This window comes from Dactylosporangium sp. NPDC049140 (assembly GCF_040648435.1).
Genome location: NZ_JBEZDS010000002.1, coordinates 91,516 through 111,002 on the forward strand (window position 1 = coordinate 91,516; position 19,487 = coordinate 111,002).

The 19,487-nt window shown below is 71.3% G+C and carries 22 protein-coding genes; 13 read left to right on the top strand and 9 right to left on the bottom strand.

Annotated features, from left to right (window positions below; translation table 11 throughout):
- Positions 1-68 precede the first annotated feature (68 nt).
- Complete coding sequence (locus AB0B76_RS04115) at positions 69-1,112, top strand: glycosyltransferase (RefSeq protein ID WP_360369007.1); 1,044 nt, start codon at positions 69-71, stop codon at positions 1,110-1,112.
- A 49-nt stretch (positions 1,113-1,161) separates the two neighbouring features.
- On the opposite strand, the gene AB0B76_RS04120 is transcribed toward AB0B76_RS04115, so the two are convergent.
- Genes AB0B76_RS04120 through AB0B76_RS04135 form a run of 4 tightly spaced genes read right to left on the bottom strand, consistent with a single transcriptional unit; the run spans position 1,162 to position 5,828 of the window.
- Positions 1,162-1,968: a glycosyltransferase family 2 protein gene (locus tag AB0B76_RS04120; RefSeq protein WP_360369010.1), complete on the bottom strand. Its 807-nt coding sequence runs from the start codon at positions 1,966-1,968 to the stop codon at positions 1,162-1,164.
- A gap of 11 nt (positions 1,969-1,979) precedes the next feature.
- Positions 1,980-3,458 carry an oligosaccharide flippase family protein gene (locus AB0B76_RS04125; protein WP_360369013.1) on the bottom strand — a complete coding sequence of 493 codons (1,479 nt, stop codon included), beginning with the start codon at positions 3,456-3,458 and terminating at the stop codon, positions 1,980-1,982.
- The gene (locus AB0B76_RS04130; RefSeq protein WP_360369016.1) at positions 3,455-4,888 is read right to left on the bottom strand and encodes an O-antigen ligase family protein; all 1,434 of its coding nucleotides are present in this window, start codon (positions 4,886-4,888) and stop codon (positions 3,455-3,457) included. The genes AB0B76_RS04125 and AB0B76_RS04130 overlap by 4 nt, the downstream gene beginning before the upstream one ends.
- A gap of 1 nt (position 4,889) precedes the next feature.
- Positions 4,890-5,828 (bottom strand): Wzz/FepE/Etk N-terminal domain-containing protein, encoded by a 939-nt coding sequence (locus AB0B76_RS04135; RefSeq protein WP_360369019.1) that lies wholly within the window; start codon positions 5,826-5,828, stop codon positions 4,890-4,892.
- A gap of 221 nt (positions 5,829-6,049) precedes the next feature.
- On the opposite strand from AB0B76_RS04135, the gene AB0B76_RS04140 reads away from it, so the two are divergent.
- Positions 6,050-6,688 (top strand): hypothetical protein, encoded by a 639-nt coding sequence (locus AB0B76_RS04140; protein ID WP_360369022.1) that lies wholly within the window; start codon positions 6,050-6,052, stop codon positions 6,686-6,688.
- Here AB0B76_RS04140 and AB0B76_RS04145 read toward each other — a convergent pair.
- The gene (locus AB0B76_RS04145) at positions 6,679-7,308 is read right to left on the bottom strand and encodes an acyltransferase (protein ID WP_360369025.1); all 630 of its coding nucleotides are present in this window, start codon (positions 7,306-7,308) and stop codon (positions 6,679-6,681) included. The two genes, AB0B76_RS04140 and AB0B76_RS04145, sit on opposite strands and share 10 nt — an antisense overlap.
- Before the next feature lie 191 nt (positions 7,309-7,499).
- Between AB0B76_RS04145 and AB0B76_RS04150 the strand changes: the two genes are divergently transcribed.
- Positions 7,500-8,714, top strand: coding sequence for a glycosyltransferase family 4 protein (locus AB0B76_RS04150; protein WP_360369028.1), 1,215 nt, complete (start codon positions 7,500-7,502; stop codon positions 8,712-8,714).
- Positions 8,707-9,393 (top strand): polysaccharide deacetylase family protein, encoded by a 687-nt coding sequence (locus AB0B76_RS04155; protein ID WP_360369031.1) that lies wholly within the window; start codon positions 8,707-8,709, stop codon positions 9,391-9,393. Before AB0B76_RS04150 ends, AB0B76_RS04155 begins: the two co-directional genes overlap by 8 nt.
- Here AB0B76_RS04155 and AB0B76_RS04160 read toward each other — a convergent pair.
- A complete protein-coding gene (locus tag AB0B76_RS04160) occupies positions 9,390-10,346 on the bottom strand; it encodes a glycosyltransferase family 2 protein (protein WP_360369034.1) in 957 nt (318 codons plus the stop codon). The two genes, AB0B76_RS04155 and AB0B76_RS04160, sit on opposite strands and share 4 nt — an antisense overlap.
- Before the next feature lie 17 nt (positions 10,347-10,363).
- Positions 10,364-11,440 carry a GNAT family N-acetyltransferase gene (locus AB0B76_RS04165; RefSeq protein WP_360369037.1) on the bottom strand — a complete coding sequence of 359 codons (1,077 nt, stop codon included), beginning with the start codon at positions 11,438-11,440 and terminating at the stop codon, positions 10,364-10,366.
- A gap of 158 nt (positions 11,441-11,598) precedes the next feature.
- On the opposite strand from AB0B76_RS04165, the gene AB0B76_RS04170 reads away from it, so the two are divergent.
- Both AB0B76_RS04170 and AB0B76_RS04175 read left to right on the top strand, forming a co-directional pair.
- Complete coding sequence (locus AB0B76_RS04170; RefSeq protein ID WP_360370190.1) at positions 11,599-12,237, top strand: L-threonylcarbamoyladenylate synthase; 639 nt, start codon at positions 11,599-11,601, stop codon at positions 12,235-12,237.
- Entirely contained in the window at positions 12,237-12,809 is a 573-nt protein-coding gene (locus AB0B76_RS04175; RefSeq protein ID WP_360369040.1) for a phosphotyrosine protein phosphatase, read from the top strand. Before AB0B76_RS04170 ends, AB0B76_RS04175 begins: the two co-directional genes overlap by 1 nt.
- Here AB0B76_RS04175 and AB0B76_RS04180 read toward each other — a convergent pair.
- On the bottom strand, positions 12,742-14,271 hold the full coding sequence (locus AB0B76_RS04180; protein ID WP_360369043.1) for an SDR family oxidoreductase: 1,530 nt from the start codon (positions 14,269-14,271) through the stop codon (positions 12,742-12,744). The genes AB0B76_RS04175 and AB0B76_RS04180 overlap by 68 nt on opposite strands.
- 43 nt (positions 14,272-14,314) lie before the next feature.
- On the opposite strand from AB0B76_RS04180, the gene glyA reads away from it, so the two are divergent.
- Entirely contained in the window at positions 14,315-15,562 is a 1,248-nt protein-coding gene (gene glyA / locus AB0B76_RS04185; RefSeq protein WP_360369046.1) for a serine hydroxymethyltransferase, read from the top strand.
- A gap of 44 nt (positions 15,563-15,606) precedes the next feature.
- Positions 15,607-15,996: a hypothetical protein gene (locus tag AB0B76_RS04190; protein WP_360369049.1), complete on the top strand. Its 390-nt coding sequence runs from the start codon at positions 15,607-15,609 to the stop codon at positions 15,994-15,996.
- 9 nt (positions 15,997-16,005) lie between these two features.
- Here AB0B76_RS04190 and AB0B76_RS04195 read toward each other — a convergent pair whose 3' ends face one another.
- A complete protein-coding gene (locus tag AB0B76_RS04195) occupies positions 16,006-16,446 on the bottom strand; it encodes a hypothetical protein (protein WP_360369052.1) in 441 nt (146 codons plus the stop codon).
- A 229-nt stretch (positions 16,447-16,675) separates the two neighbouring features.
- Between AB0B76_RS04195 and AB0B76_RS04200 the strand changes: the two genes are divergently transcribed.
- The 5 genes from AB0B76_RS04200 (at position 16,676) to AB0B76_RS04220 (ending at position 19,459) form a co-directional block, all read left to right on the top strand.
- Positions 16,676-16,891 carry an AtpZ/AtpI family protein gene (locus AB0B76_RS04200; protein ID WP_360369055.1) on the top strand — a complete coding sequence of 72 codons (216 nt, stop codon included), beginning with the start codon at positions 16,676-16,678 and terminating at the stop codon, positions 16,889-16,891.
- Between the two features lie 36 nt (positions 16,892-16,927).
- A complete protein-coding gene (atpB, locus tag AB0B76_RS04205; protein WP_360369058.1) occupies positions 16,928-17,704 on the top strand; it encodes a F0F1 ATP synthase subunit A in 777 nt (258 codons plus the stop codon).
- A 130-nt stretch (positions 17,705-17,834) separates the two neighbouring features.
- Positions 17,835-18,059 (top strand): ATP synthase F0 subunit C, encoded by a 225-nt coding sequence (gene atpE / locus AB0B76_RS04210; protein ID WP_223101581.1) that lies wholly within the window; start codon positions 17,835-17,837, stop codon positions 18,057-18,059.
- 33 nt (positions 18,060-18,092) lie between these two features.
- Positions 18,093-18,641: a F0F1 ATP synthase subunit B gene (locus AB0B76_RS04215; protein ID WP_360369062.1), complete on the top strand. Its 549-nt coding sequence runs from the start codon at positions 18,093-18,095 to the stop codon at positions 18,639-18,641.
- Complete coding sequence (locus tag AB0B76_RS04220) at positions 18,641-19,459, top strand: F0F1 ATP synthase subunit delta (RefSeq protein ID WP_360369065.1); 819 nt, start codon at positions 18,641-18,643, stop codon at positions 19,457-19,459. Before AB0B76_RS04215 ends, AB0B76_RS04220 begins: the two co-directional genes overlap by 1 nt.
- Positions 19,460-19,487 lie beyond the last annotated feature (28 nt).

Below are 19,487 nucleotides of genomic sequence, written 5' to 3' on the forward strand. Positions count from 1 at the left end.
GCACCCGTCCGGGTGCGGGCCATTTCTCTGTGAACCGTAAATGTCGTGCGACATCTCTAAGGTGGCAGATGAGCTCGGTCAGTGTGGTCATCCCGTGTTACCGCTACGGCCACTACCTCGCCGACTGCGTGAGCAGCGTCGTCGACACCAACCCGGGGGTGGACGTCCGGGTCCTGATCATCGACGACGCCTCCCCGGACGACTCGGCCGACAAGGCCCGGGCGATCGCGGCGGCCGACCCGCGGGTCGAGGTCCTCGTCCACGAGCAGAACAAGCGGCACACGGCGACGTACAACGAAGGCCTGATGGAGTGGGCCGACGGTGACTACTGCGTGCTGCTCTCGGCCGACGACCTGCTGACCCCGGGCGCGCTCACCCGCGCCGTGGCCCTGCTGGACGCCAACCCGAACGTGGGCTTCGTCTACGGGCACCCGGTGCACTTCCAGCACCCCGGGCCCCCGCCGCCGGCCCGGACCGACGACCGCGGCACCAGCGTCTGGCCGGGGCACTGGTGGCTGGAGCGGCGCTTCCGCGAGGGCACCGGCTGCATCACGTCGCCCGAGGTGGTGGTCCGCACCAAGCTGCAGCACCAGGTCGGTGGCTACGACGTCGATCTGCCGCACGCGGGCGACATCGAGATGTGGATGCGCCTGGCCGCCCACGCCGACGTCGGCTACGTGCGCGCGGACCAGGCCTACTACCGGCTGCACGGCGACAACATGTCGCTTACCGACTACGCCGGGCAGCTGGACGACCTGCGGCAGCGCAAGGCCGCCTACGAGGCCGTCCTGACCCGCTGCGGTTCGCTGCTGCCCAACGCCGCGGAGCTCGACGCCGTCGTCCACCGCCGGCTGGCCCGGTTCGCGCTGCGGCGCGTCGTGCGCGCGTACGACCGCGGCCGCACGACCACCGTGCCGCTGGACGAGCTCATCGAGTTCGCGGCGGAGTGCTGGCCCGAGTACCGCAGCCTGCCGGAGTACCGGGGCCTGCGGTTGCGCCGCCAGATCGGCCCGGCCGCGATGCCCTACCTGCAGCCCCTGGTCCTGTCCGCGGTCGCGCACAAGGGCCGCGAGTGGCTGTGGTGGCAGTCCTGGAAGCGCCGCGGCATCTGAACGGATGTGTCCCCGTGCTCGGGCACGGGGATACATTGCCGTCAGCCGGTCAGGCCGGTTCCCAGTTCGTCCAGTAGCTGTTGGGGTTCACGACGTAGTCGACAGTCGCCTCGGGAATGTGCTCGACCCGGTGGTTGCGGCTGAACCGGTAGATCAGCTCCCAGTCCTCCTTGGGCGCCACCGAGGACTTCCGCCGCAGGCGGCTGAAGCGCAGGTCCGCGCTGCGCCGGGCCACGAACGGGTTCGAGTCGAGGAAGCACCGCTCCCAGGCGAGCTTCCGGTCGAAGGGCACCGACAGGACGTCGCGCTCGACCCCGTCCGGGGTCACCCGGCGCATCGCCGTGTACACCGCGTCCGGCCGCGACTCGGCCGGCTCCGGGCCGTCCAGCCGCGCCAGCGCCACTTCCAGGTGGTTGGCGTGCCAGGCGTTGTCGTCGTCCAGGAACGCGACGAACTGCGAGTCGGTCAGGCGCATGCCGATGTTCCGGCTGACGCCGAGCACGTTGATGTTGTGCCGCAGGCTTACCAGGTGCAGGCGCGGATCGGCCGGCAGCTCGGGCAGGCCGCCGCCGCCGTCGTCCACCACGACCACGACCTGGTCCCGCACCGTCTGGGCGAGCACCGACTCCACGGCCCGCACGAGCCCTTCGGGGCGCTTGTAGGTGAGCACCACGGTGGCCACGCGTGCCTGGGGCCGCCGGCCCCCGGGCAGCGTGGCCAGCAGCCGGCGCACCTCGGAGTCCTCGAAGCGGCGCAGGCCGACGGCCGTATGGCCCAGCACCACCTTGTTGCGCATCTCCTCCAACGGCAGCCATCCGTAACGGGCGCGCAGCCGTCGCTTGACCGAGCTGATCATCGTGGCTCTCCCTAGAGAACTTCGGGCGCGGCGGTCGCCAGGACCGCCGGTTCGGAGATCGGGGACGGTTCCAGGGGTTGCGGTTTGGCGCGCAGGCTGCGCAGCAGGGGCAGGATGAACGGCAGGTAGACGGCCACGCCGGCCACGCCGGCCAGGGCCAGGCCCAGGAACCCGCCGCCGGCGAGCCGGTGCACGGCCCAGGCGGCCACGCCCATCGCGAGGCCGCCGAGGAAGGGCAGGACGCACACGCGGGCCACGCCGGCGGCCCGGATGCCCAGGCCGGACAGCACGAACAGGAACACCGGCGCGACGAGGAGGCCCGCGACGAGGGCCTGGCCGGCGGCCACGCCGTCGATGCCCCACACGTGCGCGAACCAGATCAGGACCGGCACCAGCGAGAACAGCCACCAGCCCTGCATCAGCATCAGGGTCTTGCGCTTGCGCGCGGCGATGCCGTCGTACGCGAGCTCCACGGTCACCCGGACGAAGCCGAGCACGACCAGCCACTGCAGGGCCATCGCGGCGCCGCCCCACTGGTCGCCGTACACGAACCGGATGACCGGGTCGGCGAGCACGCCGAGCAGCACGCACATCGGCACCGAGGCCGCGACGACCAGCGACAGGGCCCGGGTGAAGCCGGCCGCGAACTCGGCCGGGGAGTCGGCGAGCCGCGAGAAGCCCGCGAACGACACCCGCCGCGCCGTCTCCGAGACCATCCGCACCGGCCAGCTGGACATGTTGAAGGCCATGGCGTACAGGCCCAGCGCGGCCGGGCCGAGGATCGAGCCGACGACCACCGAGTCGAGGTTGACGATGCCCAGCGTCAGCAGGCTGGCCGCGGCGAGCGGGAGGCCGAACTTGTACAGCTCCTTGGCCTGCTGCCGGTTCCAGCCGAACCGCAGCATGCCCGGGGCGGCCAGCGAGAAGCCCACCAGCGCGACGATGTTGCCGGCCAGCGAGCCCCACGCGAAGGCGATCGCGCCGACGTGCATGGCCGCGAGCACGATCGTCACGGCGGTGTTCACCGCGAAGTTGAGGATGTCGACCGCGGTCCGCCAGAACTGCTCGAACTCGCGGTTCAGCTTCGCCAGGGGCACGCAGGCTATGCCGTCGATGATGACGCTGATGCACAGTAGGCGGAGCATGAGCGTGGCATCGGGGGAGCCCAGCAGCCGGGCGACCGTGGGCGCGGTGACGTACAACAGGACGTAGAAGGCCGTGCTCGACGCCGTCGACAGGGTGAGCACCGTCGGCGCGAACCGCTTGATGTCGCCTTCCCAGCGGACCAGTGCGAGGCTCACGCCCATCTCGTTGAGCGACAGCAGCATGGCCAGCACCAGCAGACCGACGGCGTAGAGGCCCCACTCGCGCGGCCCGAAGAACAACCGCGCCAGCACGACGCCGCTGGCGAAGGTGCCGACCCGGCGTACGACGGTGTTGATGAGGCTCCAGCGGGCCGCGGACGCGACCTTCCGGTTCAGCTCCGTCACAGCGACGGTTCCCCTCTCAGCATCTGGTCTTGGCGAGCCATGCCGAGGTACGCCCCGGCGAGCCCCATCATCAGGAACGACAGCCCGGCGACCATCGGGAAGCTGAGCGTGTCGAAGGTCGCCGTGACGACCAGCATGACGAACCCGCCCGCGGCGAAGCCCTGCCCGGTCTCCCGGCGCGCCGGGTCGGCGAAGCGCCGCCGTCCCGCGCCGCCGCAATGCAGGGTCACGATGTAGACGAGCACGACGGCGGCCACGCCCAGGATGCCCATCTCGACCAGCGCCAGCAGGTACTCGTTGTCCGTGTACCGGTACATCAGGGGCAGGAAGGTGCCGTAGCCCCGGCCGGTCCAGGGGCGCTCGTCGAAGTACTGCGAGATCACCGCCGACGTCGCGGTGCGCGAGTTCGTGCTGTTGTCGCCGCCGTTGAGCATGGCCGAGAAGAGCCCCACCACGGTGCCGATCAGGCCCGGCAACGCGACGGAGGAGAAGCCGACGCCGAGCGTGAGCGCGCCCATCGTCGGCAGCAGCCGCTTCGCCGGCCAGGTGGGCAGCAGGGTGAGAAACACGAGGGCCAGCCCGATGACCGACGTGCGCGACACCGTCATCACGGCGGACATGGCGATGACGGCGACCGGCAGCCAGTTGCGGACCAGGCCCTTCTTCACCGGGTTGAACCCCTGCTGCAGCGCGAACGGCAGGGCGAGCGCCATGACGGTGGCGAGCTCGAGGGTGTTGGCGGCCGTCGATGTCGGCCGGACGAAATCACCCCGGGTGATGAGCTCCGGGCCGCTGTTGGAGAAGCCCGGGAGGGTCATCCACGCGGTCAGGCTGGTCTTGAAGAGGAACTCGAGGATCGCGACGGCGCCGATGACGGCCGCGCACCGCACGAAGATGCGCAGCAGGCGCTCGAGGTCGGCGTACTCCCGCAACGACGTCGCGATGAGCACCACGGCGAACCACGTCACCAGCTGGATGAGGGCCCGGTCGGCCGCGCTGGACTCCAGCGCCGAGCTGTCGCGCCGGGCGGCGGCGATGTAGCTCAGCAGCACCGCCACGGCGAAGAAGAACATCGCGAGCCGGGGGAGCCGGGTGTACCGCGCCGGCGTGATCCGGCGCATCAGCCAGCTGACGCCGTACCAGACGAGTGAGGCGAGGATGAAAACGTTGGCGATGGTTCCGGTCGCGCCCACACCGGGCAGCACGATACGGGAGGGGATCAGCAGCAACAGGACGATGTAGATGGACAGGATGGTGGCCGGGCCCCGTCCGCGCGCCGTGCGGCGCGAGGTGTAGATCGAGCCGAGGCGCCGCAGCACCGACGGCGCGGCGTGCCCGCGAACGGGACCGACGGACACCGGCAGCACGACCGTCGCCTCGGTCGGGCTCGGCTGCTGGGGCTGGTTCGACGGCGGGACGACGGCGACCACTTCAGCGGGCCGAGCCCCAACGGCCCTTGGCCGAGCCGGTGTCGCCCCGGCCCCGCGAGTCCGAGCCGCCGGGTTTGACCGGCATCTTGATCACGACGGTCTGGTCGGTCTCGCCCGGGCGGTCGGCCCCGTCGGCGCTGGCCCGCTTGGAGTCCATGTCGAGCACGACGGTCTGGTCGAACGGCACGTCCGACCACGTGACCGAGATCGGGTTGGGGCGCGGCAACGGCGTCACCGCCGCGACCGAGGCCGTGGCCGAGGCGGCGACCGGCGGCGCCGTGTCCGCCGGCGCCGACGAGCCGGGCTTCCGGTCCCCGGCCGTGCGGCGCGCCTTGTTCCGGCTCATGCTCTCCAGCACGAACGTCACCATCAGCGTCAGCGCGATCATGCCGCCGGTCGCGGCGAGGACGACCTCGATCTTCTTCTTCGACTTCGTCTCCGGCGTCTGCGGCGGGACGATCTCCGTCATACGGATCATGTCCTGCGTCTTGACGCCGTTGTTCTGCTGGATCTCCGTCAGCTTCTCCTGCGCGAACTTCGCCAGCGTCGAGGTCGAGGCCCGCACGTGCGCCTTGTCGGAGCCGGTGACCGTGAAGGTGAGGAAGGGGCCCTGCGCGCCGTCGGCGAGCGACACCGCGTACTTCTCGGTGACCCCGCGGTCCTTCAGCTCCTCCACCGCGTCGGTGGACTGCAGGCTGCGGCCGAGGAAGTCGGCGGTGGCGATCAGCGACGCGTCGAACGTCATGAACGGGTTGTCGTTGCCCTTGGTGGCGACGGTCGTGGCCATGGGCGAGCTCAGCAGGCTCACCGTGGTGTACGACTCGTAGGTGTTGGGCACGTAGACCATCGCGGCCACACCCGCCCCGATCGCCAGCACGAACATCGGCACGACGAGCAGCCAGCGTTGACGCAATACCCGAAGGATCTCGCCGAGGTCCATGGCCCCCCTCCAAGTCCCTTCAGAAAAGCGCGCGTCTGTGCTCGCGACTGCCTCGATTCCGGACATGAGGCGGCGGCCAGCGCTCGGCCAACACGCTATACGGCCCGTGGGTGAGTCGGCTAGCTCTGTGTGAGTCGGGTTCTTGGCGAACCGGGACGCCATCATGTCACCATTGGCCGCACTTGGGTACCGTTCGGCAGTCGGAGAGGAGCGTCCGCCAGATGTACATGACCGACGTCCTGCGGGCGCTGAGCCGGCGTTGGTACGTCGTGGTGGCCGGGGTGGTGCTGACCGCCGCGCTCGGCTACCAGGCCGCGCGGGTCACCCCCGTGTACCTGGCCTCCGAGGTACTCGTGGTGAAGTACCCGGTTTCACCCGATGCGCCAAACCCGTTGACCGGGCTGTACCCCTCCGTCGCCGTCACCGCCGCGGCCGTCGCGACAAGCCTGCGCACGCCGGCGTTCGAGGCGGAGTTCCGCCGGGCCGGCGTCACCGGCACCTACGAGTTCGCGCCGCGCAACACGGGCACCAACCAGGAGCCGCGCTACATCATCTCCTCGCTGACGGTGACCAACACCACCGACAGCGAGGAGGGCGCGCTCCGCGCGCTGCAGATCCTGACGTCGGCCTACACCGACAAGCTCAAGGAGCTGCAGGACCGCTGGAACGTGCGGCAGGACCTGCGCTTCACCGTCTCCACCCTGGTGGCCGCCAGCGTCGTGGAGCTGTCGCACTCGTCCCAGCGGGCGCTGATCGGCTCGGCCTTCCTGGGCGGGCTGGGCACCCTGGCGGTGCCGCTGTGGGTCGACGAGATCATCCGGCGCCGGCGCGGTGAGGCCGCGGCGGCGGATCAGGACTGAGCGTCCCCGGCCTCGCGCAGCCGTCCGTCCGTCTCGACATACTCCGTGCCGGTTTCGGGGCAGGTGAACCGCCCGTCCCCCTTCGCCTCCAGGCGCACGCCGGCGCGGCCCACCCAGCCGATCCGGCGGGCCGGCACCCCGACCACCAGGGCGTAGTCGGGCACGTCGGAGACGACCACGGCCCCGGCCGCGACGAGCGCCCAGCGCCCGACGGTCACCGGCGCGACGCAGACCGCCCGGGCCCCGATGGCGGCGCCGTCGCCGATCACCACGCCGACGGCCTCCCAGTCCTCGCCCGTCTTGAGCCGGCCCTCCGGCGTCACCGCCCGCGGATAGGTGTCGTTGGTCAGCACCGCCGCCGGGCCGATGAAGACGCCGTCGCCCAGGACGGCCGGCTCGTAGGCCAGGGCGTAGTTCTGCAGCTTCACGTTGTCGCCGATGCGCACCCCGGGGCCGACGTAGGCGCCGCGGCCGATGATGCAGTTGCGGCCGAGCCGGGCCTCCTCGCGGACCTGGGCCAGGTGCCACACCGTGGTGCCCGCGCCGAGCTCCGCGCGCTCGTCGACGTCCGCGCTCGCCATGACGCGGGCGGGCCGCGTGTTCTCGTCCACCTCGTGCATGAGTCACCTGCGTTTCGTGCTCGACTGATACCGGACGCGGCATACTAACGCCCGTGGTTTCCCGAACGGGGCGGCCGATGTAAGAAACGCGACACGGCGGCGACTGACCGGCCCATTGTTTTCGCCTGGGTGGTCGCGCAGCGTACATCCGTATTCTCATGTCTCATCAGCGGAACGAGGCGATCCCAGCCATGCCAAGCGCTCGGCCACAGGTCACCATCCTTGTGGCCAACCTGCCCGCTGAGCGAGACCGTCGAGTCATTCGCGAGTGCCTGAGCCTTGAGGCGAACGGGTTCGACGTCACCGTGATCGCCCCGCGGGGTGACCCGAAGCTGAAGATCCTGCCGAACAGCCGGGGCACCCGCCTGAAGCCGTACCCGGTCAAGGTGTACGGCAGCGGCGTGCTGACCTTCGCGTTCGAGTTCGCGTGGTCGTTCCTGTGCATCGCGATCCGGCTGCTCGGCGAGATCTTCGCCGGCCGGGCCCATGCGGTGCAGGTGTGCAACCCACCGGACATCTACTGGCCGCTGGCGCTGCTGTTCCGGGCGATCGGCCGGCCGTGGGTGTTCGACCACCACGACCTGTGCCCCGAGGTCTACGCCACGCGCTCCGGAACGCCGGTCGGCGCGGTGTACAACACGCTCGTCGCGTTCGAGTGGCTCACGCTGCGCACCGCGACCGCCGTGTTCGCCACCAACGAGTCGTACCGCAGCAACGCGCTCGCCCGCGGCGTGAAGCCGGAGAAGGTGACAGTCGTGCGCAACGGGCCCAGCGCGAGCGAGATCAGGCCCGGCGAACCGGAGCCGTCGCCCGGCGAGCACACGATCGTCTACCTCGGCGTGCTCGGCCCGCAGGACAACGTCGAGGGTGCGGTCCTGGCCGCCGACGAGCTGACCCGGCGGCGCCCTGCCAACGACTGGCGGATGGTCATCGCCGGCGACGGCGAGAGCCTGCCCGCCCTGACCAAGCTCGCGGCCGACTGCGGCCTCGGCAGCGTGGTGGAGTTCACGGGCTGGCTCGAGGGCCCGGCGATCGACGCGTTGCTGCGCAAGGCGACCGTCGCCATCCAGCCGGACCTGCCGACCCGGATGAACAACCTGTCCACAATGGCCAAGACGGTCGAGTACCTCGGCCGCGGCGTTCCCGTCGTCGCGGCGGACCTGATCGAGACGCGGCGCAGCGCGGCCGAGGCCGCGGTGTACGTCGAGCACGGCACCGCCCACGAGTACGCGGCCGCCATCGACGCGCTGCTGGACGACCCGGCCGCCCGCGGCCGGATGCGGGAGGCCGGGCTGGCCCGTTTCGCCCACGAGCTGTCCTGGGAGCACCAGAGCCGCGGGTACATCGAGGTCTGGAACCGCCTGCTGGCCAAGCGGCTGCGCCGGAGCACGGCCGCGAATGGCTGACGGCGAGGTCCTGAACGTCCTGTTCCACGGCGTGGGCAAGCCGGAGCGCGAGCTCGAGCCGGGCGAGGACGTGTACTGGATCGACGTGGACACGTTCCACCGCGTCCTCGACGACGTGGTGAGCGCCTCGTCCGCGGGTGCCCTGCCGGCGCTGCGGCTCAGCTTCGACGACAGCAACACCTCCGACCTGACCGTCGGCCTGCCGGCGCTGCTGGAGCGCGGCCTCACCGCCGACTTCTTCGTGCTGGCGGGCCGGCTGCGCTCGCCCGGCAGCCTCGACGCGGACGCCGTGCGGGAGCTGCGGGAGCACGGCATGGGCGTCGGCACCCACGGGATGCACCACCGCCCGTGGCGCGGCCTGGACGCGGACACCCGCCGGGACGAGTTCGAGGCGGCCCGGGACCTGATCGCCGAGGTGATCGGGGCGCCGGTGCGCCAGGCGGCGTGCCCGCTGGGGCGGTACGACCGCCAGGCTCTGGGCGAGCTGCGCCGGCTCGGCTACACCGAGGTGTTCACCAGCGACCGCCGCTACGCCCGCCGGGGCCGGTGGCTGCAGCCGCGCTTCAGCATCCGCCGCGGCGACACCCCGGAGACCTTCCGCGCCCAGATCGCGGCCAGCCGGTCCCCGGCCATGCGCACCCGCAACGCGCTGGCCGGGACCGTCAAGCGCCTGCGTTAACCGCGGGCCGGGGCGGGGCGGGGCACCGAGGGGTGCACGGTCCAGGGGCCGGGCGTCTCGCGCAGGCGGCTCGGGCTCAGCAGCGACCGTACGGCCGTGCGGCTCTGCGGCTTGCCCGTGACGGCGCGGCTGGACTCACGCAGCAGGAGCACCGACCAGTAGACCGCGGTGGCCGCGAGCGAGTGCCGGCGGCGGTAGAGCCGGACCCGGTTGGTCGTCAGCAGCGCCCACAGCCGGGGCGAGACCCGCGAGTCGCCCTCCAGGTGTACCGCCCGGGCGGCCGGGTTGTACCGGGTGCCGAGGCCGGCGTCGCGGGCGCGCAGGGCGAAGTCGGTCTCCTCGGAGTACAGGAAGAAGGACTCGTCCCAGGGCGCGCACCGCTCCCAGCACTCCCGGCTGACCAGCATGGTGGACCCCTCGGCCCAGTCGGCGAAGCGCGCCTCCCGGTAGTACCGGTCGTCGGTGATCACCTCGCCGAGGACCGGGAACTTCCCGGCGCGGCGCGCGCCCAGCAGGGCGTCGCCGAGGATGCGCGGAATGGAAGGTTCGCGGCGCAGGGTAGGTATGAGCCGGCCGGTGCCGTCCTCGATGCGGGGGACGGCCAGCCCGGTGCCGGGCGTGCGCAGCGTGTCCAGCAGCGTGCGGATGCAGCCGGGCCCGAGCCGGACGTCCGGGTTCAGCACGAGGACGGCGGTGTGCGGCCCGGCCACCGCCACGGCGGCGTTGATGCCCGCGGCGTAGCCGGCGTTGCGGCCCATCTCGACGATGGTGGCCTCCGGTGCGAGCCGGCGCAGCGCCTCGACGGTACCGTCGGCCGACGCGTTGTCCGCGACCGTCAGGTGCCAGGGCACGCCGTCCAGGCCGGCGCCGAGCGACGCCATCAGGGCCGGCAGCAGCTTCTCGCTGTTGTAGGTGACCACGACCACCGCGACCGAAGCGTCGGTGCCTTCCACGGCTTCCTCCCTCGCGCTCATCGCCCGGCCAGCCGGGACTTCACCGTGCGCAGCAGCTTGCCGGTGCGGCCGCCGCGCAGCGCCTCGCCCAGCTTGCCGCTCTTCACCGACCGCGCCAGCGCGTCCTGCGCCCGGCGGGCCGAGGTGACCGACCAGGACCGGCCGACCCGGCCCTCGGCCACCGGCAGTTCGTCGTTGCGCAGCCGGTCCTTGTACAGCGCCTTGGACTTGCCCAGGTCGATGTGGCCGATGCCATCGGCCGCGCCGGCCTCGGCCATGCGCAGGCAGAGCAGGATGCCGGCCGAGTACTTGTGCAGCTCGGGGTCGTACGAGGGGAACCAGTAGGCGAGCACCGACTCGCTGCGCAGCCCGAGGTGCGCCGCGACCGGCCGCGACCCCGTGTAGACGGTGGAGACGAAGGCCCGGCAGCCCGGCGCGTCCGAGGTCATCAGGTCGTCGATGACCTCGCGGATCCACGGGGTGTTGAACCGGTCGTACTGCTGCGTGCGCTGGTACTGCGCCGACTTCCAGGCCCGCAGGGCGTCGAACGCCCCGCCGCCGCGGTCGTCCCAGACGAAGCGCTCCTCGCCGAGGTCGCGCACCATGCCCCGCTGCTTGCGGTTGGCCTGCCGGACCACGTCGCCTTCGCGCATCCGGTCGGCGATGTACTCCTCATAGCCCTTGGAGATGTCCATGATGGGCGAACCCGCACGTTCGCGGTGATAGGGCACGAACGGCGCCTGATCGCCCATCAGGTGGTCGAACTCCCAGACGGGCAGGTTGCACGCGCGCAGCAGTGCCAGCGGGTCCCAGTCGAGGCCCTTCGCGTGTACCAGTCCCTGGCAGTCGGAGATCCCGAAGCCGATGGGCACGCCGATGACCCGCCGGCGCACCTCGTACGGGAAGAAGCCGACCACCTCGGCGCCGTCCTCGAGCACGGCGACCCGGGCGGTGGGCCGGACGCGGGCGACCGCCAGGGTGAACTCGGGCGACAGGAACGGACTGCCCAGGGCCGGGTCGGCCGCTTGCAGCGCGCGCCACCGGGCGAGCTCCTCCGGGCCGAGCTCAGTCGCACGGACAACCGAAATCTTCACGTTGTGTCTTCTCTCAATCGCTTCGCGCGAGGCGTCGTGCGGCGGCGTCCATCCTGCCGCCCGGCGCGCGGTGCCGAAACATCTTCGAGTGTCGGCTATGTGCACCGGACGGCCGCGATCGGGCTCCCGTTCGGCGGGTGGCAGACTAGCTCCTCGTGATGCTCTACGACTGCAGTGTGCTCGCCGAGCGTGAGCGCGGCATTGCCGCGGCGATCGAGGCCGTCGGGCGCGGTGACCTGATCGTGATGCCGACCGACACGGTTTACGGCATCGGCGCCGACGCGTTCAAGACCTGGTCCGTCACCGCGCTCAACAACGCCAAGGGGCGCACGACCTCCGTGCCGGTGCTCGTCGGCTCGCGGCACACGCTCGACGGGCTCGTCTTCGGGCTGCCCCAGGCCGCCCGCGACCTGGTCGACGCGTTCTGGCCGGGCGCGCTGACCATCGTGGTCGAGCACGCGCCCAGCCTGCAGTGGGATCTGGGCAGCACCGACGGTACCGTCGCGGTCCGTATGCCCCTGCACCCCATCGCCCTCGAGGTGCTGCGCGAGACCGGGCCGATGGCGGTGTCCTCGGCCAACAAGCACGGGCAGGCGCCGGCCGAGACCGCGGCCGAGGCGCGCGACCAGCTCGGCTACTCCGTCAGCGTGTACCTCGAGGGCGGACCCTGCCCGGAGCCGGTCGCGTCCACGATCATCTCGGTCGTCGGCGGCGAGCACCGGGTGCTGCGCGCCGGCGCCATCCCGCTGGAGAAGCTGCGCGAGGTCGTGCCCGACCTGGTCGCCCTCGAGTCCTGATGGGGCCGTTCGGCGTCCTCTGCGTGTGCATGGGCAACATCTGCCGCTCGCCGATGGCCGAGCGGCTGCTCGTGGCCGACGCGCTCGCGCTGGGCGGCTCCACCGACGAGCTGTACGTGCACGGCGCCGGCACCGGGGGCTGGCACGCCGGCGAGCCGATGGACCCGCAGGCGGCCCGGCAGGTGCTGGACCGCGGCGGCCGCGTCGACGGGTTCAAGGCCCGCCGGCTCCTGGCCGAGCACGTCGACGCGTCCGACCTCGTCCTGACCGCGACGATCGAGCAGGTCGAGTTCGTGACCGAGCTGCGCCCCGACGCGGCCGCGCGCACATTCGTCTTCGGCGAGTTCGGCCGGCTCATCCGCGGCGTGGCGCTGCCCGCGACGCTGACCGGCGTGTACGAGCGCGGGGTGGCCCTGGTCGAGGCGGCGGACCGGGCGCGGGCGGGGCGGCCGGCCCTGGCGTCGGACGAGCTCGACGACCCGTGGGGGCGCGCCGACTCGTACTTCAGCCGGGTCGCCGACGAGATCCAGTCGACGACCCGGCCGCTGGCCGCGGCGCTGTTCGCACGCTGAGCGCGGCCCGGGCGACGTTGCGCGCCATGCGGCCGAAGACCAGCCCGTGCAGCGGCGCGACCGAGCGCCAGTAGAGGTGCCCGGCCAGCCCGCGCGGCACGAAGACGAGGACCTGCTCGTAGACGGTGCGGTCCTCCTCGTCGACGGCGGCGCGCAGCTCGAGCCACGCGCGCCCGGGCATCCTCATCTCGGCGCGCAGCCGCAGCAGCTCGCCCGGCACGATCTCCTCGACGCGCCAGAAGTCGAGCGCCTCCCCGGCGTACAGGCGGTCGGGGTCCCGGCGTCCGCGGCGCAGGCCCACGCCGCCGGCCAGCCGGTCGACGGCGCCGCGCAGGGCCCAGGCCAGGCGCGAGGAGTACCAGCCGTGCTCGCCCCCGATCGACTCGATGACGCGCCAGAGCTGCTCCGGGGCGGCGGCGGTGTAGTGGGAGCGCTCGTCGCGGTACGCGCTGCCGCCGGACCAGGCCGGGTCGCTCGGCAGCGGGTCGCTCGGCGCGGCGGCGAAGGCGCCGGACCGGCGGGAGTCCTCCCAGCGGGTCTCCACATCGGCGTCGCGGATGCGGCGCAGGGCCAGGCGTACGGCGGCGTCGAAGCCGGTCAGGCCGTCGTGGGGGTCCGGGATGTACTCGGCGATGTCGTGCTCGGTGCAGACGGCCTCGTGGATGAGGCTGCCCACGAGCGGCTTGGCGATGCCGGCGGGCACCGGGGTGACCAGGCCGACCCAGTACGACGACAGCCGCGGGGTCAGGGCGCGCACCGGCAGCAGGACGCGGCGCGGGAGGCCGGCGATCCGGGCGTACCGGTGCATGAGCTCGGCGTAGGTGAGCACGTCGGGGCCGCCGATGTCGAACGCACGGTTGACCGGGGGCGGGAAGACGGTGGCCGCCGAGACCAGGTAGCGCAGCACGTCGCGGATGGCGATGGGCTGGATGCGGTTGCGTACCCAGGACGGGGTGACCATGACCGGCAGGCGCTCGGTGAGGTACCGCAGCATCTCGAACGAGGCCGAGCCGGAGCCGATGACGACCGCGGCGCGCAGGACCGTGGCCGGCACCGCGCAGCGCAGGAAGATGTCGCCGACCTCGGCGCGGGAGCGCAGGTGCGCGGAGGCGTGGCCCGGGGGCACCGGGCCGCCGAGGTACACGATCCGCTCGACCCCGGCCCGCTCGCACGCGATCGCGAAGTTGAGCGCGCCGAGGCGGTCGACGTCCTCGAAGGACTCCTGGCCCAGGGCGTGCACGAGGTAGTACGCCACGTCGATCCCGCGCAGGGCCGCGGTCAGGCCGGTGTCGTCCTCGGCGGTCACGTCGCCCTGGGCGATGTCGACCCGTGCGGCCCAGGGCACGTCGCGCAGGCGGCGCGCGTCGCGGGTCAGGCAGCGCACCTCGTGCCCGGCCGCCAGCAGGCGCGGAACCAGGCGGCCGCCGACGTACCCGGTCGCGCCGGTCACCAGACATCGCATGACTTCATGCTTACCCTGCGCAATCGGCCCCTAGACTCATTTCATGGGCGACACCTACTGGGGGCCCGACTTCGACGCGCTGCGGGGCACCGATCCGGAGATCGCCGACGTCGTCCTCGACGAGCTCGCGCGCCTGCGCGGCGGGCTCCAGCTCATCGCGAGCGAGAACCTGACTTCGCCGGCCGTGCTCGCCGTGCTCGGCTCCGCGCTCACCAACAAGTACGCCGAGGGCTACCCGGGCCGCCGGTACTACGGCGGCTGCGCCGAGGTCGACCGGGCCGAGGCGCTGGGCATCGAGCGGGCCAAGGCCCTCTTCGGCGCCGAGCACGCCAACCTGCAGCCGCACAGCGGGGCGAGCGCCAACCTGGCCGCGTACGCCGCGCTGCTCATGCCCGGCGACACCGTGCTCGCCATGGAGCTGCCGCACGGCGGGCACCTGACCCACGGCAGCAAGGTCAACTTCTCCGGGAAGTGGTTCAGCACCATCGGCTACCCGGTGCGCAAGGACGACGAGCTCATCGACTACGACGAGGTGCGCGACCTCGCGCTCGCGCACCGGCCCAAGCTCGTCATCTGCGGGGCGACGGCGTACCCGCGGCTGATCGACTTCGCCCGGTTCCGCGAGATCGCCGACGAGGTCGGGGCGTACCTCATGGTCGACGCCGCCCACTTCATCGGCCTGGTCGCGGGCGGGGCGATCCCGTCGCCGGTGCCGTTCGCCGACGTCGTGTGCGCCACCACGCACAAGGTGCTGCGCGGCCCGCGCGGCGGCATGATCCTGTGCAAGGAGGGGCTCGCCCCGCGCATCGACAAGGCGGTGTTCCCGTTCACGCAGGGCGGCCCGCTCATGCACGCGGTCGCGGCGAAGGCGGTCGCGCTGAAGGAGGCCGCCCAGCCCGCCTACGCCGACTACGCCCGCCAGGTCGTCGCGAACGCGCGGGCGCTGGCCGCGGCGCTGGAGGGCGAGGGCATGCGGCCCGTGTCCGGGGGCACCGACACGCACCTGGCGCTCGTCGACCTGCGCGCGCTGTGCATCACCGGCCGCGAGGCGGAGGAGCGCTGCGACGCCGCCGGGATCACGCTGAACAAGAACGCCATCCCGTACGACCCGGAGAAGCCGATGACCGCCTCCGGCATCCGCGTCGGCACGCCCTCGGTCACCACCCAGGGCATGAAGGAGCCCGAGATGCTGCGGATCGCGGCGCTCATCGCGGCCGCGGTGCGCGGCGAGCCGGTCGGGCCGCAGGTGCGGGAGCTCACCTCCGCGTTCCCCGCGTATCCTTCCCCCTGACATGAGGTCCTAGCGGCACCGCTGCACAGACAAGGTCTTCGTTCTTGAAGAAGAGGCTGAACCACCTCCCGGCCCAGCTGCTCGCGATGGCGATCGTGCTGGTCGTCACCGTGCCGATCGCGCTGTGGCGCGACGGCTGGACGGGCGTCGGTGGCGACGCGGCCGGGGTCGCGCTGGTCACCCTGAGCTACGTGGTCTCCAGCCTCATCATCGCCTGGACGGATCTCAAGGCCCGGCCGCTGCTGCTGCCGGTGGCGCTGGGGACGTACATCGTGAAGTTCACGATCATCGGCCTCGCCATGTGGGCGGCGCTGAACACGAACTGGGCCGGGCTGCCCTGGATGGGCGTCTCGGTGATCGTGGCGGTGATCGCCTGGATGACCGCGCACGCCGTGTGGGTGTGGCGGGCGAAGATCCCGTACGTCGAGATCTAGCGTCGAGGTCTAGCGGCAGGGGTTGCGCCGCTCGGAGCCGAGCGCTGTCCCCGTTCGGCCGCCGTTCACCGACCATTCCGCGGCCGTTCGGTAGACCCCCGCCTGGCAGACCGCGCTGACCTGACGCGTGCGCCGGCTCGCCGGCACGGAGCGCAATGTCTCGCCCTTGGCCGTCGTGAAGGCCTGCTGGGCGATGGTGGTCCAGCCCGCATCGGTACTGCGCTGCAGCCGGACCGTCAGCGCGAGCCGGTCGGGGCCGGGGGAGTCGCAGTGGAACTCGGCGCCGGCTACGAGATTTCCATCACGTAGCGTCACGCGCTGTGGTGATATGGAACACAGGGTCCCCGTGATCCCGCCCACGGGCCGGGGGGTCTGGTCGCGGCCGGTCTTCGTCACCACGACGGCCGCGAGAATCAAGAAGAAAGCGATGACGGCGTTGCGCAAGGTCATCACCTCAGTGCGGAGAGTTAGGATGTCCTCCCAGCTAACCCTTCAGGGGTGACCGTGCGCAACATTCACTCACGCATCAGTCGTGTAGTTGACCCTCCGCATCGGCTTGGAGGAGTAACGTTGTCGCCCGCCGGTTGATGGCCCCGGCCCGATGAGTGAACCCCCGCGCGATGAGCACGCGGGGGTCGATGCACGGGTGCTCCCGGCAGGCTGATATGGTCACCGCGTCATGGCGGATAACCAGACACCAAAGCAGTCCGGTGCGAGCGGCGCCAATACCGGTTGGGCCGCCGTCGGATACCTCATCTCGGGCATTGCCGTGTGGGGCTTCGTCGGCTGGCTCGTCGACCGCTGGCTCGGAACGGACGGGATCGTTACCGGGATCGGATGCGTGCTCGGCGCGGCCGGCGGCATCTACCTTGTGGTCAAAAAACTCGGCGCCTGAGCCGGTGGCATTTCAATACATGTTGAAAGGAACGTGGTGAGCGGTCAGGTTCTGGCGGAGGTGCCCTTCCCGCCCAGCGTGGACGACATCTACCCGCCCGCGCTCTTCGGCGGCGCTGAGTGGCTGACGAAGTTCAGCCTGTTCCTGTGGCTGGCCGCCGCGATCGTCATCGTGTTCTTCCTGGTCGCCTACCGCAACCCGAAGGTCGTGCCCACCAAGGGTCAGTGGCTCGCGGAGAGCCTCTACGGGTTCGTGCGCGAGGGCGTGGCGAAGGACGTCATCGGCCACGAGGGGCTGCGCTTCGCGCCGTACCTCGCCAGCCTCTTCATCTTCGTCCTGGTCGGCAACGTCTTCTCGATCGTGCCGTTCATCCAGGTCTCGCCGATGGCGCACATCGCCTTCCCGCTGATGCTGGCGTTGTGCACCTACTTCCTGTACCTGTACCAGGGCTTCAAGAAGCACGGCTTCGCCGGCTACCTCAAGCACGCGACGGTGCTGCCCGCCCCTTGGTTCATGCAGCCGCTGCTGCTGCCGATCGAGGCGCTGCAGACGTTCATCCTGCAGCCGGTCACGCTGGCCCTTCGTCTTTTCGCCAACATGTTCGCCGGCCACATGCTGCTGCTGGTGTTCACGCTCGGCGGATTCGCGCTGCTCAATGCCGAGAGCTTCTTCCTGAAGCCGATCTCCCTCGTCTCCTGGGCGATGACGATCATGCTGACGTTCTTCGAGCTGCTGATCGCCGCCCTGCAGGCCTACGTCTTCACGCTCCTGACGGCCAACTACCTCGCCGGCACGCTCGCCGACGAGCACTGAGCCGCTCGCAAACCTTTTTGTTGCGTTTCCTCACCACCCCGCTGTTCGAGCTTCGAAAAGCGTTGCTGCTCCACCTTTTTCAGTTGTCCCGCGTGAACGGTTTCACGCGAGATCCCAGGAGGATTCACAGATGGCTCTGGCAGAGATCACCGGAAGCATGGCCGCGGTCGGTTACGGCCTCGCCGCGATCGGCCCCGGTATCGGCGTGGGCATCGTCTTCGCGTCGTACATCCAGTCGACCGCGCGTCAGCCCGAGTCGGCCGGCCTCACCCGTACGTACATGTTCCTCGGCTTCGCCGTGGTCGAGGCGCTCGCCCTGCTGGGTATCGCCTTCGGCTTCGTGTTCGGCAAGTAACCTCCCCCTTCGATTCCAGCCGGGAGGTTTCCCATGCTGATCTTCGCTGAAGAAGCCGAGCACAACCCGATCATTCCGATCTGGCAGGAGATCGTCGTCGGCGGCATCGCCTTCGCGATTCTCTGCTTCGTGCTCATGAAGTTCGTGTTCCCGCGCATGGAGGAGACCTTCCGGGCGCGCGTCGACGCGATCGAGGGCGGGATCAAGCGCGCCGAAGAGGCGCAGGCCGAGGCGAACCGGCTGCTCCAGCAGTACAAGGAGCAGCTCGCCGAGGCCCGCACCGAGGCGGCGCGCATCCGTGACGAGGCGCGTGCCGACGCGACGGGCATCCGCGAGGACATCCTCGCCAAGGCCCGCGAGGAGAGCGACCGCATCATCGCCGCGGGTCGAGACGCCCTGCAGACCGAGCGCCAGACCATCGTGCGCCAGCTGCGGGCCGAGATCGGCTCGCTCGCGGTCGACCTGGCCGGCCGTATCGTCGGCGAATCCCTCGAGGAGGAGGCCCGCCGCCGTGGCACGGTCGAGCGGTTCCTCGAGGAGATCGGCGATGGCGACGCGGCCGGCGCCGCCGGGCGGCGCTGATGGAAAACATCAACCGCGAGGCCTACGGGGCCGCCGTCGACAAGCTCGCCGAGTTCTCGGCGAGCGCTGACGTCGCTGCGATCGCCAAGGTCGCCGACGAGATCCTCGCGGTCGCGGGGCTGCTTCGGCGCGAGCGGCGGCTGCGCCGGGCGCTGGCCGACCCGGGCCGTTCCGGGGCCGACCGCGCGGAGCTGATCGGCTCGATCCTGTCGGGCAAGGTCAGTGCCGAGACCGCCGGCCTGCTGAGCACGCTCGTGACCGGCCGCTGGTCCGGCCCGGGCGCACTGCTCGACGGCGTCGAGCGGCTCGGTGTCGACGCGCTGCTGTCGGCCGCCGACCGCGGCGGAGACCTGGCCGACGTGGAGGACGAGCTCTTCCGCTTCAGCCAGATCGTCGCGGGCGACTCGCGGCTCGCCGGTGCCCTGAGCGACACGACCGCGCCCGCCGCGGCCCGCTCGGAGCTGGTGGCGGGCCTGCTGACGGGCAAGGCCAAGCCGACCACGCTCGGCCTCGCGCAGCTCGCGGTCGCCGGGTTCGGCGGGCGTGGCTTCGACAGCTCGCTCGGCCGCCTGGTCGAGCTGGCCGCCGCGAAGCGGGACCGGTCGGTCGCCTACGTGACCACCGCCGTCGCGCTGAGCGACGCGGAGGAGCAGCGCCTGGCCGACCGTCTGGCGGAGCTGTACGGTCGGGATGTCTCACTCAAGGTCGATGTCGATCCGCGCATTATCGGAGGCATGCGGGTCAAGGTCGGCTCCGACCTTTACGACGGCACGGTCGCCCGGCGTCTAGCCGAGGCCAAGACGGCGCTCTCGAAGTAATCATTACCCCGAAGCTTGATACTCCAGA

Excerpts from the sequence above, each read along its gene's own strand:
- AB0B76_RS04175 (WP_360369040.1), top strand. The coding sequence starts at position 12,237 with ATGGGGCCGTTCGGCGTCCTCTGCGTGTGCATGGGCAACATCTGCCGC.
- AB0B76_RS04180 (WP_360369043.1), bottom strand. The coding sequence starts at position 14,271 with ATGCGATGTCTGGTGACCGGCGCGACCGGGTACGTCGGCGGCCGCCTG.
- AB0B76_RS04150 (WP_360369028.1), top strand. The coding sequence starts at position 7,500 with ATGCCAAGCGCTCGGCCACAGGTCACCATCCTTGTGGCCAACCTGCCC.
- glyA (WP_360369046.1), top strand. The coding sequence starts at position 14,315 with ATGGGCGACACCTACTGGGGGCCCGACTTCGACGCGCTGCGGGGCACC.
- AB0B76_RS04195 (WP_360369052.1), bottom strand. The coding sequence starts at position 16,446 with ATGACCTTGCGCAACGCCGTCATCGCTTTCTTCTTGATTCTCGCGGCC.
- atpE (WP_223101581.1), top strand. The coding sequence starts at position 17,835 with ATGGCTCTGGCAGAGATCACCGGAAGCATGGCCGCGGTCGGTTACGGC.
- AB0B76_RS04120 (WP_360369010.1), bottom strand. The coding sequence starts at position 1,968 with ATGATCAGCTCGGTCAAGCGACGGCTGCGCGCCCGTTACGGATGGCTG.
- AB0B76_RS04170 (WP_360370190.1), top strand. The coding sequence starts at position 11,599 with ATGCTCTACGACTGCAGTGTGCTCGCCGAGCGTGAGCGCGGCATTGCC.
- AB0B76_RS04145 (WP_360369025.1), bottom strand. The coding sequence starts at position 7,308 with ATGCACGAGGTGGACGAGAACACGCGGCCCGCCCGCGTCATGGCGAGC.
- AB0B76_RS04200 (WP_360369055.1), top strand. The coding sequence starts at position 16,676 with ATGGCGGATAACCAGACACCAAAGCAGTCCGGTGCGAGCGGCGCCAAT.
- AB0B76_RS04155 (WP_360369031.1), top strand. The coding sequence starts at position 8,707 with ATGGCTGACGGCGAGGTCCTGAACGTCCTGTTCCACGGCGTGGGCAAG.
- AB0B76_RS04220 (WP_360369065.1), top strand. The coding sequence starts at position 18,641 with ATGGAAAACATCAACCGCGAGGCCTACGGGGCCGCCGTCGACAAGCTC.
- AB0B76_RS04115 (WP_360369007.1), top strand. The coding sequence starts at position 69 with ATGAGCTCGGTCAGTGTGGTCATCCCGTGTTACCGCTACGGCCACTAC.
- AB0B76_RS04135 (WP_360369019.1), bottom strand. The coding sequence starts at position 5,828 with ATGGACCTCGGCGAGATCCTTCGGGTATTGCGTCAACGCTGGCTGCTC.
- AB0B76_RS04140 (WP_360369022.1), top strand. The coding sequence starts at position 6,050 with ATGTACATGACCGACGTCCTGCGGGCGCTGAGCCGGCGTTGGTACGTC.
- AB0B76_RS04215 (WP_360369062.1), top strand. The coding sequence starts at position 18,093 with ATGCTGATCTTCGCTGAAGAAGCCGAGCACAACCCGATCATTCCGATC.